We start from the raw sequence: 18193 nt of genomic DNA on the forward strand, positions 1-18193 counted from the left end.
GGTTAGTTGTTGATCGACGGCGCCATGGCATCCCTGATATAGCCGTCGAGCTTCGGATTGAGGCGCACCCCGCCTTGCATCTGGTCACTGATCCGCATCCGCGCGTTCAACGATCGCTCGATCGTCTTGTACGTGATCGGATAAGTCGGGTACTTCTCGTTGAACTTCTGGATCCGACGTTGATCCTTTTCCGAGACCGGTTCGCCTTTGCGCAGCTTCGCCGTCACGTCGGCCAAAATCTTGCGCCGATCGTCCTGGATCCCGGCCTGCATGTTCATCATGCGCCGGTTCTGCTCATACCGCTCACTGACCCGCGCCGGCGAGAAGCCAAGTGATTGCACAATCGCATCATGCGCGGACACGCCATCCAAAAGCGGCTCGCCCTTGTAGGTCGTCACGCCTTCATTGAGATATCGCACGAACCGCATCTGGTCTCGGATCGCTTTCGGCACAGCGTATTCGAACCCTCGCCACACTTCGCCATCGGAGATTGCCCCCATGCCCCGGAAGAAGCCCGCCGCGATCCCCGGCACCGGGCCGATCAGCTGCTCAACCCAATACTGATAGGCTTCCTTGCCTTCGAGGTTTCGGTTGGGCTTGCGGAACCAAAGCTCGGGCATACCGATCCGCGAAGACAGGTCCACGCCCGTCAGTTGCCCAGGCACGCCGTTCAGGAGCATGCCACCCGCGCCAGGCCCAAACAGCCCGACAACCGCGCCCTTGAGTTCTTCCTCGGCCTCGTCGCTGCCGCCATCAAAGAACATGCCTGCCAACAGCATCATCAGCGCATAGCCCCACGTGCCGGTTATCCCGGCTTGTAAGAGCATCATGCTGGTGATCCCGATCAAATGTGCCCGCGCCTGTTTGCGCACCTCGGGACTTTCACCTTGCAACGCTTGATGCGTGTCCCGGAACAGGCGGTAGAGCATGTTGATCGTGAAGTTGCGGAAGGTCAGCGCAACGCGGGCAAAATCGTCCTGCATGAACCGCGGACGCGCCCAGTTCTCATAGTTGAAATGCGCGTCCCACGTCAGGTTTGCCGCACGATCAATCGCTTGCTCGATATCCACCCCCTGTTTGCGCAACAGACGATAGGCGGCGAGGTACGTCACCTCGCGGTTCAACCGTTCCGCATGGTGGAAGAAGAACGCGATCGGCCGCATGACCTTTTCGCGCACCGGCGAGTATTCTACCCCGCCATCCTTGATCGCTGTGATGTCGTGCGCTTGGCTTTTGTCAATCACGCCCCGGCGATAGGCTTCCACCATGGCTGATTGTTCCTCAGCCGTGAGGTTTGCGCTGGTGCGCACGCCCCGCGTTGTGCCGGGTTCAAGCCCTTTGCGCATCACCCCGCCGGTGAAGTCTTTCAAAGCCTTGCCCAAGGCCGCGGAGGTCGATTTGACGGTTGCGCCCTCGATCCCGGCTGTCAGGACCGGGATCCCGACGGTCGTTGTCTGCGTCAGGTTCACTATGGCTGCACTTGGCGTAATCCCCAGATACCAGACGAATGCCGCGCCCGTTGCCCAAGCCGACCAGGTTGAGCTTTGCGGGTTCATCGCCCACTGGTGGCGCTTCATCATTTCGTTGGCCACCATGCCGGCCCGGTTCGGATCCCGTGCCAGCTTGGCCTCCTTGCGTGTCGCTTCCACAAACTTGGTCATGTCGGCGCCGTATTTGAGGCGGGCAAGCTGGTGCGCGCCATGGAACATGCGGGTGCCATAGGCCCGGATCGCGTCTCGATCGAAGCCCGGCGTGCCCTTGCGGTGAATGTTGGCGGTGCGAACCGAGAAGTCAGGCAAGGTTTCCAGCCATCGTTGCCAGATCGCGTCGGCCAGCTTGCCATCGCCAGCGGCATCCCCAAGAAGCTCCTGCACGTCGGCCACGAAATTCGGGTCAACATACCGGTTCATGTTGGTCTCGGTGTCCATAACACCGGATTCTACGCGATAGCCTTCCCCCTCCATGCGCTTGATGAACTGGTTTTGCTTCCCAACGGTCTGGAAGCGCGAGAAGGACACGACCTTGCCTTCCTCGTCGCGCACGGTCGCGAAATACTGGCCAAAGCGCAGAAGCGGGAAATACGGATCGTCGATCCGGTTACGCTCGAACTTCAACCGCATCTGGCGAACACGTGCCTGGCGTGAAAACTTGAGCTTGCCGATCGCCGTGTTGTACCGGTTGCGCGCGGTCTTCTCGGCCTGCGCCCTGGCATCACCGGCAAGCCCTTCATCGCGAATGTCCTGCAAGTCCTGCTCGAACTGCGTCTTGAGACGCGCGGCCTGCAAGTCCATGGATTTGGACACGTTGTCCACCATGGCGTCGATCAGATCGTCATCGAACTTCTTGTAGGAGTCGCGCACCCGGCGGAACAGGTCCTGCATCTGCTCAGGCAGGGCTTGGAAGCGTGCGCGCATCTGGCCGTATTCGGCGCGCGCCTGCTCGACCACGCGGCCATAATCCACATCGCGCATTTCCGGTGTGCGCTTAGGTGCCTTGAACCGCTCGGAGGGATCCACGCGTGCCAGCGTTGCCTCATACATGAGGTTGAACATGGCGCGGCCGTTCTTCTTGTCCTTGGCATACGCGCCCTGCCACTCGCGCGCCAGCTTGTCGGCCTCATAGTGCCGCTCGTTGCGCTCGATGTTCATCTTGCGGATCGTATCGACCCACTTTTTAGCAGAGGGCAATTCCCGACCAAGCTCGCGGAACAACACTTCACCGGGCGCCAAAGACAGAATATTGTACTTATCGCTGCTGCCCATGGCGTCGGTGAGCAGGTTGCTGATCATCCGGCGCTCTTTTTGATCCATGCTGTTGTCGTTCCGGGCCACCCCGCCCTGCCACATGTTGGACAGACGCTCGCGCAAGCTCATGTCGGTCGGGTCAGGGTCCATGCCTTCCCGGCGCACACTGGCCTGCAAGGTGCCGCCCTCGGCCGCCATGCTGGCCCCTGTCTGACGCGCCCCGATGCGGCCGTCACGGATGCCCTCGAACACACCTGCCGCGGTGTTCAGGCCATTGCCACGAAGGGCGTTGGAAATTGCCTCGATGATGCGGCTCAGGCGCTTCAATGCGCGCGCCAAGGCCCCTTGGTAGCCTTCTGCGCCGTTGTTCCACTGCTGGAACATGATCGCGACAGCTTCCTCAGTCTTTCGCTCACGGCTCAGCCGGGGATAATCGCGCTCGACGATGCGCATGATACCTGCATCGGCCCGCGCGGCACGCGACACGGTGCGCCATTCCTTCTGGGTAAAAAGGCCGTAGTCCTTGCCCCACAGTTCCTTGTTGCGCAGGGCATGTATCACCTCATGACGCATGATTGCCATCGGCCCCTCGGGCGCAGACGCGCTCACGCCAATCACACCGTCCAGGAAATACCCATCCAAGGGAGGCATGCCGGGGAAAGCAATCAACTCGTCACGAATATCCAAGCTGATACTGGCGCTGATCCCGATCTTGCGAAGCTCGGCGCGCATGTCCTTACGCAGCTTGGTCAGGCGCTTTCGATCCTCTGGGGTGGACTGAACCACGTCTGCTGCGGCGGCCTCGAAGTCTGCCGGGCGGCGTTTTGCGACGGCGGCTTGCAGATTGCCGTAAGCCTTTTCACCCGTGATTGCGCGTGCCTCTTCTTTTGAAGTCTCCGTGATGAACTTGGTGCCGAGTTGCGTCTGGTAGGCCTCGATCACCTGCTTGAGCGTGTCGCGGCCTCGGAACATGGCTCTCATGCCCTTGCCGCGCCCCTCGAAATCGCCCACCAAATTACGCACTGCTGGGTTCAGATAAAACGGCTTGCCGCCCCGATTTTGCACTTTGATCGTGTAGCGTTCACCGCCACGGTTCGTAATCGTGACAACCCCACTATCATCCTGCACGATGCGTCGTTCTGGCTCTTCATCAAGGAAAGCCGCGACGTGCTCCGGTTTAGTGAAGGTGACAGGCTTTTTCTCTAACTCGTCGGCCACGTTGAAGTCACGAGGCAGCATAACGCCATGCTCAACGCTGCCGTCATCTCTGGTAAACATGATGATCTGGCCGCGCTTGCCCAACTTCGAAAAGCCCGACACCACGTTTCCGGTAATAATCTGGCGGTTTTCGCGGCTCTCGGTCATGCCGTTTTCAAACTGGAACTGGACCCGCTCAGCGCTTGATGCTCGATAGCTAAACGGCGCGTTTTCGTCCATGAGCTTCGAAAATGGCACCCAAACCTCGCGGGATGCGTCTGCAAGCGCAAACCGCACTTTGATCTGCGACAGTGCCGTAGGGTTGTCCTTGAGGCCTTTGGTGTTGATTTCAACCGGGACCGCTTCGTAAGAGCGCTGCTGCCCGCTATCTTCATCTACCAGCGTAACCGCCTTGAACTTTCCAGGGCGCAGCTCTTCTATCATGTCCTTGACTTCGCGCACAGTCTGTTGCGCGCCATTTATCTTGGACTGCCAGTTTGCAACGGCCTCGCTCTCACGCGTTTTTTGCGAGTCCGTCTTGGCACTGGCCAACCGTTCCTGTGCCTTTTTCAAGCTGCTTTCGAGCTTTTTGATGTAACCAGGCAAAAGCGCATCGAGCTTTTCGCCGTGCTGGCGCACATGAGCCTCCGGATTGTTTTCCGTAACCTTCACAATCTCAGCTTTCAGCTCGTCCATAGTATAAGGCTGACCGAGTTTGCGAACGCTGACGTCTTCAACAAAGGCCTCTTGCATAAATGGGCTGGAACCATCTCCACTGCTCTCTTGCAAAACCTCCTTGCTGTTAGAGACTGCGCGCAAATCAAGAGTTTTTGCTTCGAGGGTGTTCATGCCCATCTTGTCCAGAGCTTCCACATACTCGATGTATGCCTGGCTGACCCGATCGTAGATCTCTTCGACCTCGCTAGGCGGCAACAGCGACAGGCGCCCTGTGACCTTGCCTGCAAGGCCCGCAATCCCGCCTCTTTGCCGAGGGTAAACGTTGATGCGCGAGGCCAGCTCAGCATCGTCGCGCAGGATCTCGTTCACCACCACGTCGCCATACTTGTTGAGGAAATCCACGACACTATCGAGCGATACGGCACTGCTTTTAGAAGCGGTCGTGTTGGCGTTGAGGGACGCCATTTTCTTCATCAGATTAGCTGACACGCGCTTTTCAAGCGCAAGATCCGAAACCGCGATAGTGTAGCTTGGCAGTTTGGTCTGCCCCGTGCGGTGAATGCGCCCAAGCATTTGCATAAACGTGTCGATGTTGGGGTCAGGTTGCAAGATCAGCATATGGCGTTTATTGCCATCGTTGCCCTCCTTGCCCGTGGCGTGCAGCGAAAATCCAGTTGAGCCGGACTTGTTGAGTATCACTGCGTCGATCCGCCCCGAATTAAACCCGTTCATTGCGCGCTTTTTGGCCGCATCGCTGGCTTCACGAGACGTGATCTTGCCGCCGCGCGCCGTGATGCTGCGCCCAGTAATCTCTTCCACTTTCAAGCCGGCCTGCGTCAGCCGATCATAAACGTAGTCCAGCGGCATGGCCGGCATACCCGACAGGTCTGCATCCTTTATCTGTTTCTCAATCGCCTTGACGGCGTTTAGCGCCTCGGGGCCACCCAACTCGGTAATGTCGCTGTCCGTCATCCAGAAGTGCTGCTTGTTGTCGTTCGAATCCTTCACCGTCACGCGGCGGAGCCGGTTCAGATACCGCTCGAAGATCACGTTGAACTGCATGTCCACTGCGTCCCCTTCGGCCAGCCCGGCATCAGCAATGTAATCGCGCAACAGGGCCTCATTGGTGTTCGTCACAGCAATCAGGGGCTTTTCGCCCCTCTTGTGCAGCTCAATCGCCCGATCTGCGACCGCATCGGCCTTGAGCGCAAAAAGCGCTTGGTTGACAACATTGTGCATGACGTTGGCAAACCCGACGCTATTCCCGACAGCCTCTTCCCCCACTGCCCGATCCATACCGGCCAGAAGGCCGCGCTCTTCGAGCTGACCAAGGAAGGCCTCGCGCAGATCCTCCATGTAATCACGATCCAGATTGAACACGCCCGACATGAGCTTCGAGGAAGTTTCGGCCATCGCCACGTCTGTAGGCAGCACTTCCTCTTCCATCGAGACGCCCTCGAAGGACCGTTCGCGGCGGGCATACTGGCCGGATTCGACTAGCATGTTCGCCATGATCTGTTGCAAGGGCACGCCGCCTGCCTTCACCGTATCGGCCAGCTCGTCCATGCTTTCGACCGCGTATTGCAGGTCGGTGCGATTGTAGAGCGACATGACCGTGGGGTTTTTGGCGTAGGTGGCCGACGAATAGACCGCGCCGCGCGAGCGTTGCAGAACCTCGCGCACATAATCGGCGCGGGTTGGCTTCGGCTCGCCAGTGTTCTTGTCGATCTGGCGCGTTTCCGTGCCGCCTGCCTCGTGGCTTTCGTCCAAAACCATCATGGCGTTCGGGGCGATTGCGTTAAGAGCTTTCTGGCGCGGTGTCAGCCCGCCTGAGCTACCCGCCTTGTATTGCAGCTGCGAATATGTCGTGAAGAACATATCGTAACCCTCTGGCAAGCGGCCAGTTTTTTGCATTTCCGCAAGTGCAGATTTGAGCTTGGCTTCTGACGGCGTAGGAAGGACATCCCCAGAAGCTTCGGACAGCGGCACCGCTTTTTGACCACGCAGCGATTGGCTGGTGAGTATGCTTTTTTCTGCGGTAGTCTCACCAATATCGCGCAGATCCCGGATCATGTCGGCAAAGAGGCCAGGCTGCTTGGTGACAAACACTGGCACCATGCCGTTGAGCGTTGCATAGCGTAGCATCGCGGCCACGAAGCGGCCTTTCCCAACACCGGTTTGGTCGCCCACAATAAAGCCCGCGCCTTGCTCCACGTTGTCGATCGCCATCGCCAAAGCGTCCACCTGCTCAGCAGAGAAATAGCCCGGCGCGTTCTCGGTGCCCGTGACTTCTTCAAGCGTGTAACCCAGCTTGTCTGCCACATACTGGTCAATGTTGCCGCCGACGCGCTGCTTGATCTTTTCAAGCGCTTTGTCGATTGCCGTCTGCATGTTACGCGGCACAAGAGTCCCCACCGCAAACCGGCTGTCGGAGTGCGGCTGATACCTGACCTGGTAATCGGTTTCTGTTTCGGTGTTTTCGGGGCGGTTTACTCCCCGTAAAGCATCCCCATCAGATCCGTCAGGGCGATATCTCTGTTCATCAGTCTGCTGGCTTCTTGCACGTTGGCTTCCAGCTTGCTCGCCGGAACCGGCCATTTCTGAGCGTCCATCCCGCTCAGATTGCGAAGCTGCTCGCTCATTTCCACCATCAAATCGCCCGGATTGTTGGTCCCCGTCAGATCCAGCCCCTCGTTGATTAGAGCTGGCTGCACGACTTCTCTCAGATCCTCCGGTGGCACCTGCCGCGCCATCCGATTGATCCTGCTGCCCAACGCCCCCTGGTAGTGTAGGCGCGTCAGCTCCATTGCCGGCCTCTGTTTGAGAACTATCGTTCCGATCCCCATTCTGCTGTTGTCGGGGGTCCAGACTACCGCCATCATTTGTCAATCTCCTTCCGAAGTCGCCCCAATCGGAATACAGCGCCGGCGCTGTGACATAGGGGTAAGGTTTTGCGCTTTGGCCACGGCCTTCGATCACAATCACATCGACCGGCCACGCAGCGCCTTGGCGCTTGTAGAGGTCCCCCGCGACGGTGAAATGTTCCGTGACATTATACTGGTCATAGAGCTTCGTGTAAAAGGGGTGTCTGCCGCGCGCCTTATAGCCCTTTGCGCGTTCGGCATCAGTATCGGCCTTCATGCCGCCAATAATCAGAACAGCCCGCCCGCCGTCCTTCATCTGGGACAGGGCTTTCCAAGCAATCGCATGGTCGATCTCGGTGGTGTTGAAGCCATCCATAGCCCAACGCTTGTTCTTGAGGTTGGCGTCTTTGACCTTGCCGAACGGTGGGTTGGCAATGATCCGATCAAACGGGCCGTCAGGAGCAAAACTCGCGCCGTCCCGTTGGGTCAAGCTCGCGCCATCATACAGCGCATCGAGGACGCTAAAACGCGCGTCATTCAGCTCGTTTGCCGTGACCAGCTCGGGGTCGGCCTCTATTAAAAGCATCCCGTTGCCAGCGCTCGGCTCATACACGCTGGTGTCCGACCGCACATCGGCCAGCTGCGAGGCGATATAGGCTAGCGGCGCCGGAGTTGAGTAAGCCTGCTGCTCGACGCTCTCGGACGTGCGCGTGGCAAGGTTGGGCTGGGTCTTGTAGAGATCGACCAGCTGGCCATAGGCCTCGCTCGGGTTCGCCGACTGCGCTGCGACCTCGCGCGCTCGCATGACCAGACCGGCTTCGATTGCCTCTTCCACGTCCTTATTGGACATTTTCTCGCCCGCGACCTCTTCGGCAAAGGCCCGCGCCTGCACGATGGTCTTGAACTCGCGCCCCTCACGGAAGGCATTGGCGAACTCTGCGCCCACCTGCACACGTTGCGGCGCCCCTTCGGGGGCCTCGGTCGGGCCTGTGTCCTCGGTGGCTTGCTGGCCGCCCTCCGTGGTGCTTTCGGCCTCTTCAAATGGCGCAATCTCGCCCGAGCGCACGTCCTCAATGAAGCGTTCGAGATATGGTCGCATGTTCTGCTGCGCCTCGCGGTTCATGCCCTCGGATTGCAGCCCGCGCACCATGGCGATTGCCAAATCGCGGAGATCCTGCCCGGCTTGACCGAACCGGCGCACGGCTTCGATGAAGAGCGGCTTTGCCTTTTCGTATGTTTCGCGTGAAAAATTGAGGCCCATGTTGAGCTTGCTGGGGTCACTGCCGCCGAACAGCTCGTTCATGGCTTGCCCGAGGTTCTTCATGCCATCAACGGTGTTGCGCGCCGCGCTCGATGCCGCTTCCCCCGCGCTGCGCTGTGTGCCAGGTTGCGGGGTCTGGCCTTCCAAATTGCTTACTATCTCGTCCAGAACATCGGACGTATCGGGGAATTGGCGGAAAAGACGCTGCGAGGCTTCTTGCAAGTTCGGAATGACCGCATCCGGCGAGCGGCCCTGCTGCAAGTCCTTGAGGGCGGCCAAAACGTAAGAGCGCGCGCCGGTGTCCTGCGCCCCGTCCGATCCTTGGATTAGATCGGCCACCTGCTGCAAGCGCGTGGCAGGCCCCTCGACCGTCTGGCCGGTGTCCTGCGCCCCATCATCGGCGGCCTGGTCACCCTCTTCGGTCCCGAACACCGCATCGAACGCGCTGTCGAGAATTGCGCCCGCATCGGCGTCGTTCTCTTGAGGCGCTTCACTCTGGCTTTCCAACGCGGCCTCGCCTGTGCCGCTCAAGAGCGATTCTTCGTTGTCGGCTTCCTGCTGGCGGTCGCGCTGACGGATCGCCCACTCAGCATATCGACGACCAAAGCCCGCCAAATCGGACCCAGTGACCGCGCCACGTGATGGGCTTGTCAAAACCCAGCCGATACCGCCTTGCTCAACCGGGACGTCCTTAATAACCGCCCGGCCATCCGTTACCAGCTCATCAATGCGGTCCTGCCGCGTTGTGCCAAAAGACAGCTCTTTGGTCAGTGCGCGCTCAATCCGACGGCGCTCGCTTGTGTCGGCTTTTTGGCTGTCCATAAATGCTTCTCGGCGCTCAGCCTTGGCTTGCTTCACGCTTTTTCTGGCGTCGTCCGCAGCGCGGGCAGCCTCTTCTTCGGCTTTTTTCTCAGCACGCTCGCGCTGGCCCTCTTCGGTAAGCGAATATTCATCCCGTGCAATTATGCGCCCGATCTCGGAGACGGGCACCTTTACCGTTTCTTCAATGCCTTCCATCTGGACCACGAAATAGTCTTGCGGCTCACCTGCACGCTCACGCGTACCCCGGTCTACAATCTTGCGCGCGCCGTCCGCGCTTTGCCACTCACGGCCCACTTCGGGCGGGCGCGTGCGCGCGTCAGGACGTAGATCCGGCATGACGGGCACGGTGCCGCCGCCTTTGGTGAAATCGCGCTCGATGAAGCCTATGACGTTATTGAACGCGCTGCGCAGCTCCCCCATGTCCTTGAGTGACGGATACGCCCCAGAATTACCGTCCATCGAGGACAGGTAATCGTTCACCATGTCCCGATCGTCGAGCCGTTCAACCACCATAGCCTCGAAGAGACGCGCTGTTTCCTCGACATTTGAGGACCAATAGGGCTTGGCGCGCATTTCATCAAACTTGACCAAGCGCTTGTGCCAGCCGGTGCTTTTGATGGACCGGATCAGCGAATAGATTGACTTGTGGAAATCCTCGTCCAGCTCACCCGTCACATAAGCGCGTTGCGCTTGGTTTTCCGTGTAAAGAGTTTGCGAGGCGTCGTTTCCGGCGTTTTTGCGAGCAATGTGGTTATCAACCGCATGCCACCATTCATGGGCCAGAGAACCGGCCCCAGCGTTCTTGGTCATGTTGATCACGGTCTTGCCCGGCTCGTAATGCGCCGCAGCGGTCATTCCGCCTCGATTGCCTTGGCCGCGCGCTCCGAAGGCAATTCCCAGCTTGCCATTAAGCGACAGGGTTTCAGCCGGAACGCCAAGGGCGCCGGCCAGATCCATGAAGGCGTCATAGGTCTTGTTCAAGAACTCCTGACGCTCCTTCTGCGTCGTGTAGTTGCCGAACTCTACGCCCCGGAAGCCAAAAGCCTTTTCGAACTGCTTGGGGGTCACATCGCCTTTGCGGCGCTCAGGGCCTTGTCTGTCCTTGCTGATCTCGCGCCACTCACGCGGCCCATTCTTCATTTTTTCGGCCTCGGCTTGGATCTCGGCCAATTGATTTTCGTCGTTCAGGGCGGCACGCGCCTCTGCTACGCTGTTAAACGTCTTGATCTTGGTGACTTTAGGCTTGCGAGCGTAAATGAACGCCTGCCCAGCTCGATTGTAGCGGATATGGAAATCAAAATCGTAGCCCTGTTCCTTCTGGCTTTCGCGTTTTTTGCGATACATTTGGACCAGATCCTTGATCTTGGTCGCCATTTCTTCGGGAGTTTTTGCATAGGCGTGCGTGACGCGAGGGCCGGGCCAGTTTGCTCTTGCCGTAACATCACCGGCCGAGAACATTTGGAAATTCATACGGCCGGCCATTCCCATAAGATCATAATCCATGAGGGAAATGGTCTGCGCGTGAAAACGATCGGCCTTGCGATAAAGGCTGTCATTGCCTCGCTGCGCCCAATCAAACGGAGCAAGTTCCCCGTCAATCAGTTGCGCAATGGTTTCCTGCGCAGCCCGCACTTCGCCCGCCCAATCATACTGACGAAAACGATCTGTTGGTTTCCGCCGAATACTACCGCGCAGGAAGGAAATGATACCCAGTGCTTGCGGAGACACCCCAGCCTCTGCCAGCTTGGCGTAATCAGGTTCGGGGATCAATTCCGGAAGAGATGCGCCGCTGTCGATAAGGTCCGATCCGCTTTCATATTGCGACATGCTTTCCTTGTAAGACTTGGCAAGATCTTTGCGGGCGCCGCCAATCTTTTCGCCAAAGTCCTCGATCTTGCTGCGCAATTTTGCAAGGTGACGGTCTACGTCTGCGCGCTGTGGGATGCCGGGATAAGTATGAACAGGGTTGAGGTCAGGATCGCGCAGAACCGCCGGGCTGTTTTCGCCAGAAATCTCAAGCATGTAGCCGGCAGGCGCGTTGTCCTCGATGTAGCGGGCAACCTCAGCCATTGACGCAAAGCCATTGTTGGGGCTGGAGCCGCCGCCAAGGGGACGCAAAATGCTTGCTCTGGCGCGCTGGCCACGGTTAGCCTGCTCCGCCGGATCGTCAAACAGCATGGGCACCCCGTCGCGGTAGACCAGCGCCGGGTCGCGCTCGATCATATCCACGAGGCTGCCAAGCTGCTCGTCTCGCAGGTTGGCAGAGGATGCAATGAGTGCGCCCATGTCACGGGCGAGGCTGTTGATTTTTTCCCCATTACCTTGCGACATGCGAACCACATTGCCGTCGGGCTTGCTAATCTGGATTTGCTTTTCTGTGACTTTGAGGACGGTTCCGACGCCAGGCAGGACGTCGCCCTCGCGCGCATTGGCCAAAGCGATATTGCCAAGGCTCATGTCGCTGTTGTCCCCGATCCCGTTTACCGGCTCGTCAACACGAGCCTTGCGCATGTTCAGCTTGCGGTTTGGGTAGTCCACTTCGGCGGGAGCGGCAGTGGCATTAGTCGGCGCGTCCTCAACAGGCGGCGCATTGGGCGCTGGCGGCTGGATAATCGCCTCAACCGCGGCGCGGGCCTCGGGGCTCAGGTCGTCTTTGATCGCGCTATAGCGCAGGCGCTGCGACTTCTCGCCCACCCTTCTCGTGCGACCCACATACCGATAGGAACGCTCTGTCAGCGTGATTTCAGCGTCACCATCGCCCAGATCGTCAATCAGCACATCGGCGCCGTCGATCGCATAGGAGCCGGTGCCATCCATGTTGTCGGGGGTGATGATCTGGTTGATCCTCTCCGGCAAGTTGCCGGTGCGGCTCGGATCATCGCCCGCGCCCTCACTGTCCAAAAACGTAGTGACGTCCTTTTCGCGGATAAAATACCCGCCGTCCTTGCGGAAGCTGTATTGGTCAATCGACTTGGCCTCGTCGCGCGTCACGTCCTTGAGGACAACGCCGGTCAGCTTCTTGCCCTTTTGGGTCACATGCTCGACGGTTCCGGCGTCCCGCGCGGCGCGCAGCTTGCCGTCCAGCGTAGAAGGTGGGGCATCGTTGGCGGCAGGTTCCGGCGCTGCATTGTCGTCAACCGGGCTTGGTGTTGGCGCGGTGTCATCAACCGGGGTCGGCGGCGATGTTTCAACGGCAGGCTCAGCTGGGGCGCTGTCCCTCGCCCCAGCGTCACCGGGCGCAGGGGTTACTTCTTCTTGCCCCCCTTGCCCTTGCCCTTGCCCTTGCAATACGCCATCAGGATCACCCCCTTCCACGGCTTGAGATTGCTGGCCCATCGCGGCGCGTGCCGCGTCTTCGTCTACCGGCAGAGGCTGCAAGCCCGCTGCTTCAAGTTCTGCGCGAACATAGTCCTGCAAATCATTGGGAATGTTGCGCTTGTCGGACTTGTCACCCTCAAACTGGTGAAGGCGCAGGCGGCCATTGGCGCCCATGCGGATCGTCGTGTCCATCCCACCTGCGGCTTGGCCACGCACAGCGTTGGCGATCGCATCAGCCCACGTGCCGCCTTGCCAAAAGCCTGCCGTATTCTTTGGAAACGGCTTGGCCTCCGGTCCGGCTATTGGAGCGTCAACGTCGGCGCCGCCTTCTGCACCAGATACACCTTGCTGCACAGTTGGTTGAGCATCACCTGATCCGCCGCCTGCATTGTCTCCGGGTTGTCCAGGAACCGCTCCATCTGCAAGGCTTCCTGGAGCGATATCTCCCCGATCTGGAACAGGAAATCCGTCGCTTGGTACGCGTCCATTATAAACATCGGCCACATCCTCTTGAGGCTGGCGAATAGCGATAACACCGTCGCCGAAAGGTTCAAAAGCAAAGCCTTGGCCAAGCTGGTTCTGCGCCGTAGCTTCATCTGGGAAAATTACAGGCTGGCCACGTTCATCGGTGAACACGGCATCCTCGATACGTGATTGCGCGGCCAGGTCCTCATTTTCGCGGGCCATGTCGCGCATGTTAATACCCGAAACATCGCGCTCCATGCCGGCCAAGGTGTCACGCAAGGCTATCTGATACGCCTCGTCGTTGGTAACGCCCTCACTCTCAGCAATGATGGCCACGCGCTCCATGAACGCATCTGGGTCCACGCCACCGGGTATTGGAGGCAGAGAAGGGGCGGCCGTTTGTGGCTGTTGCGCGCTGTCGCGAGTTTGAGGCGCAGGCGCGGGTTCTGCGGCCTGCTCGGCCTGCGCGCCTGCACTGGCCTCGGTCACGGCACGCGGCGAAACCAGCACATTGCCCGACTTGATCTCGGCGATATCCACCTCAAGCGGCGTACCGTCAGGGGCTTCGAACGTGGCAAAGCCTTGGCCGATATCCTCACCGGAATAGACAGCCTCGATAGAACCGGACAACTCGCCGGTCTCCGGATCGACCGTCTCAATCAGAACCGGCTGGCCCTCGGCCATATCACCCAAGACAGGCAGAGGTGCGCGCGAGGCTGCGTCTGACAGCCCGCCCGTGGTCGGCCCGGTGCGGGTTGTGTCATCACCGGGCGACACGGCGTCGGACAATGGCGTTGGCTCCTCCGGCGGCTCGGACCCAGCCGGATCAGGCCCGGCCACCGGAGGAACCATACCCTCCGCACCTTCGCTGGCTGGAAGGGGGCCGTCGCTAGGCGCGTTGGGATCTGCGTTGTCTCGTGGCGCGCGGTTGCGGTACGCGTCATAGCCCGCACCGATTGCACCGGCGGTGCCACCAAGCGCTGCACCGACGATGGCGCTTTCAGTCGCGTTTTCCGTCCAGCCACGCTCGGGGTCGTAAAGCTGCTGCGCAACGATGTTGTTGGCAACGGTTGCCAGATACTCCTGCGCCGCTTCTTCGCCTGCGGATTGTGCGATATCTACAAACCGCTTCATCACGCCATTGCCGACACGCTGGCGCACGCTCTGGGGCAGAAACTTAAATGCGCGGGCGAGCGGCAAGATATCCGAGGCCCCAATCGCCACGCCCCAGCGAGACGATTTGATCGCGGTTTCTTCATCTGCACCCATTTGCAGTGCTTCACGGTAAAGCTGGCTGGAATTCATCGAGGCGCCGATGGTTGCACCCGTGCCAATACCGGCGACTGTGCCCACTACGGGGCCGCCCACTGCGGTCCCTGCCACGCCTGCCGCCAATGCCGCGCCACCCATGCCCACGAGGTTGCCGAACCCTTCCGCGAATTGACCGCCAAAGCTGTCATCTGCGGGGTTTGGCGTGCCAACCACATCCTGCACGCGGTCGCGAATGTTTTGCCCGCGCTGGAAGCCTTCGAGGTCTTCCGCCGGCGCATCGCTGTCATCAATCTGGGATTCTGCAATGGCCGCCGCTTCAGGCATTGAGGCGAACGGCTCGGTTGCGCCGCGCACAAACTGCTGGCCGCGACGTTTGAGCTTGTCGCCAAAGCCCTCGTTCTCAAGCTCGGCTTCATACTGCTCTTGCGCCGTTGGCGTGCCGTAGAGATCCGCACGAATATTTGTCGCGTAATCCTTGAACCCGCGCGCCGTGTCCTCACCAAAGGCTTCTGCAAGGATCGCTGTCGGGTCTTCCCCGGCCTTGAAACGCGGTCCAAGCTGCTCGCCGCTCTTGCGCGCCACATCAAGCATGGCATTGGCGTCTCGGGCTTGCGCCTGATCTGCGGCCGCCACAAGCACCTCGATCGGTGTTCCTGTGGAAATCGCAATATCCTCAAGCTGCGTTTTCAGGTCTTCCTGCTCGGGGGCAAAAACCGGCATGTCGTTCATGGGGGCCTCACAAAAAAAGAGCCAACGCGGTGCGCTGGCCCTTTATACCACATTTTGTGCCTTGCGAAACTGTAACCACAAAATATTGCGTTACATGCCTTCCATTGTCGGAACTGGCTGGTTATTCGACCCACCATTGATCTGGTTGCCCACGCCACTGGCGGCCCCGCCCATCCGTGGCGGTTTGACACCGGCTGCGGCAAGATCGGGACGGAGCTGCATCAGCGTCTCACCCACATGCTGGATGCGGCGGTTGATTTCCTCCTCGGAAACGGGCTGTCCAGACGTCCGCTCGACCCAAGTATCGGGCGGGTACATTTCTGTCATAAGCTCACGGACGCCTTCCTCGAACGTCTCTATGCTCTTAAGGCGTTTCTTCACAGCGTTACCGACCCGTGTTTGCTGGCGCTCGTATTGTTTGTGAGGCAGGCCGAAGTCAGTCAGTGCATCGAGCACGTTCTGCATACCGATATAGTCTTGGGTCATGACGTCGCCGGTGTCACGGTTGCGCACCTGCAATGTCGCCCCAATTGTTTGGCCGGCCTCATTGCGGAGAAGGCGTGTGCCTTCTGTCTGGACCTCCCAAGGGGTCATGTCCTTATAGGCTTGCTGCATGTTTTTTACAGACTCGGCAAACAAATCGGTGTCGCCCCAGTTGATCGCGACCAGCGCGGTGTTCATTTCCTTCATGGCAGTCTGCGACTTGCGGCTGTTCACAAAGTCCTCAAGCTGCTTTGCGCCTTCGAAATCACCGTTGCGGATCATGACCATCTGCAATTCCTGATAATTGTTCATCAGGCGCTCCATGCCAGCCTGGACGCCACGCGCTTGGGCCTCCGGGGGCGCTTTGCCCACGCGGATCACCTGGCCGTTGCTCATGGTGAAGTCTGCGCCGCCGATCCGGTGCGGCCTTGGCGGGCAGACTGCCCTTGCCCAGCCTGTCCGGCCTGTCCAGCTTGCACGGACCTCAGATCGAAGGACAGGGGCTGGCGGGCGGGGACGGGCTGCTCATTCGGCGACACGTCTTTGCCAGCTTCGGCCGCTTCCTCGGGCGTCAAAACAGGTGCGCCTTCCTCAGTATCAAGGACAGAAGCTCGCGCCTCGAAGAAGCCCACGGGGTCACTGACCGCCGCCATGCGCTGCTCGTCTGACATATCGGACATTATTGCGCGCGCATCATCGCTGCCGAACCATTCATGAGTTGCGGATATCAGCTCACGCTGGCGCTCAGCCTCGGCGCCTTGTTCCGGGGTTTTTGACCCATAATCCCACCACCGGCTAAAGAATTGAGTAGCTGGACGCGCAGAATAGCCGTACTCGCCTTGCATCAGGCCAGTACGGACGCGTTGCACGACGTTTTCGATATCATTCCGGCGCATAAAGCGTTGAACATCTTGCTGCAATGCGGTGGCATTGGGGTCAACGTCGCGCACGGAGATACCTCGGCGGAACTCTTGACCAGACGTGTCGGCGGGGCTTGGGGCACCTCCTCCACCAGCATCAGCAAGCCCGCTGAGGTAGGAAGACCGCCCAAAGCCACGACGTGCCTTTTCATCATCGCGCAGACCGGGATCGGGCAGCACCTGGCCCGGCTCGCCGGCCGTTCGCGTCTGAGCATCGCGCGCGGCTTCCCCCGTAGGAGCCTGAGGCTCAAATCTGGCCTGCTGCATCGCACCCGCATCCGGCTCAGCGGGCATTGCGCCGGCTGCTTGCCCTCGCGCCTGCGCCCCCGCATCAGCATCGCGCAAACCGCGACGAACATTGCGCTCGGGCATGCCAGCCTCGGGGCCTGCCGGCACACGACGATCATACGGCATGTCAGGCGTCGGCGGGTTCTGGCGCGCACCGCCGCCTGCGGTCATCGGGCCTTCGTCACGCATGGCAAGCTGCGCGCGCTCCATTTCCGCGTTCTGCTGCGCCTGTGCGGGCGACATAGGCACACGGCGGGCGTCTCGGCCCGGCCCCGGCTCTGTGCGCGGCAAAGCGTCGGGATCCCGCATGGTGCGGTCCATGGTGTTGTAGAACCGCTGGCTGGCACCGGATTGCGACTGCACCTCGGGCGGGATGTTTTCCCCGGTCACGTCGGACATAATTCGATCGTAAGGCACCTGCGCCTCAGCCGTAGCCGGGGGCTGCGCAATGCGATCGCTGTTGATGGGGGCATCGGGCCCACCCGTCACATCCGTCATGATCCGATCGTAGGGCACCTGTGCCTCGGCCGTGGGTGGCGGCTGCGCAATGCGCGGGCCGTTCACGTCGGACAGATACCGCTCGATCTCGGCCTGCATTTGTTCGGGGGGCATGTCATCCGGGAAGTTAATCACGCTTCCATCAGGTAGGTTGACGCGGGTCATGCCATCCTCCGCACCGGCACAAGGCGGCCGTTCTCATAGTTGTATTCAACCGGCACCGCGCGCGCGACGGAAAGCTGGGTGGGCTGGCGAACGCGCGTGTTGGTCGGCCCCATGCTGACTTGGTTCAGCGCCGGGTCATTAAATCGCAGTTGCGGGCCAGGGCCTTGCATCCTGCCCTCAAGAATAGACATCGGCGCACCTCCGCTCGGGGCCGCGTCAGGAGAGGCCGCCGGCTGGGCAATGTTGTTGTCATAAAACTCCAAACTGGCATCACGGCGGCTGTACGCGTTGCTGTCACGCTCCCCCCTGCGATAAAGCTGATCAGCCCGGCGCATGTTTGCCTCGTGGCGCTCTTTCGCCATATCGTGCGTCTCCGCTGCACGACCGTCTTGCGTTTCCTGGCGACCACGCTGGCGCTTGCGCTCCAAGCGGTTTTCTTTCAGCGACATTCCCCTGAATACGCCTTCTACAAACGATCCGAGTGCCATG

General features: G+C 59.9%; 4 protein-coding genes. All 4 read right to left on the reverse strand.

Annotated elements, in window-relative coordinates:
• Positions 1-2: 2 nt before the first annotated feature.
• The 4 genes from RAZWK3B_RS12555 to RAZWK3B_RS12570 all read right to left on the reverse strand — a co-directional run bounded on the left by RAZWK3B_RS12555 (position 3) and on the right by RAZWK3B_RS12570 (position 18192).
• Positions 3-15350: a PLxRFG domain-containing protein gene (locus RAZWK3B_RS12555; RefSeq protein ID WP_007815661.1), complete on the reverse strand. Its 15348-nt coding sequence runs from the start codon at positions 15348-15350 to the stop codon at positions 3-5.
• 90 nt (positions 15351-15440) lie between these two features.
• On the reverse strand, positions 15441-16229 hold the full coding sequence (locus RAZWK3B_RS12560; RefSeq protein WP_007815665.1) for a hypothetical protein: 789 nt from the start codon (positions 16227-16229) through the stop codon (positions 15441-15443).
• Positions 16226-17704, reverse strand: a complete 1479-nt coding sequence (locus RAZWK3B_RS12565) for a hypothetical protein (protein WP_007815667.1) — start codon at positions 17702-17704, stop codon at positions 16226-16228. The genes RAZWK3B_RS12560 and RAZWK3B_RS12565 overlap by 4 nt, the downstream gene beginning before the upstream one ends.
• Complete coding sequence (locus RAZWK3B_RS12570) at positions 17701-18192, reverse strand: hypothetical protein (protein ID WP_007815669.1); 492 nt, start codon at positions 18190-18192, stop codon at positions 17701-17703. The genes RAZWK3B_RS12565 and RAZWK3B_RS12570 overlap by 4 nt, the downstream gene beginning before the upstream one ends.
• Between the last annotated feature and the right edge of the window lies 1 nt (position 18193).

The organism is Roseobacter sp. AzwK-3b, from assembly GCF_000170875.1.
Lineage (GTDB): Bacteria > Pseudomonadota > Alphaproteobacteria > Rhodobacterales > Rhodobacteraceae > Roseovarius > Roseovarius litoreus.

Coding starts and splice junctions, on each gene's coding strand:
- RAZWK3B_RS12555 (WP_007815661.1), bottom strand. CDS start 15,350: ATGAACGACATGCCGGTTTTTGCCCCCGAGCAGGAAGACCTGAAAACG.
- RAZWK3B_RS12560 (WP_007815665.1), bottom strand. CDS start 16,229: ATGAGCAACGGCCAGGTGATCCGCGTGGGCAAAGCGCCCCCGGAGGCC.
- RAZWK3B_RS12565 (WP_007815667.1), bottom strand. CDS start 17,704: ATGACCCGCGTCAACCTACCTGATGGAAGCGTGATTAACTTCCCGGAT.
- RAZWK3B_RS12570 (WP_007815669.1), bottom strand. CDS start 18,192: ATGGCACTCGGATCGTTTGTAGAAGGCGTATTCAGGGGAATGTCGCTG.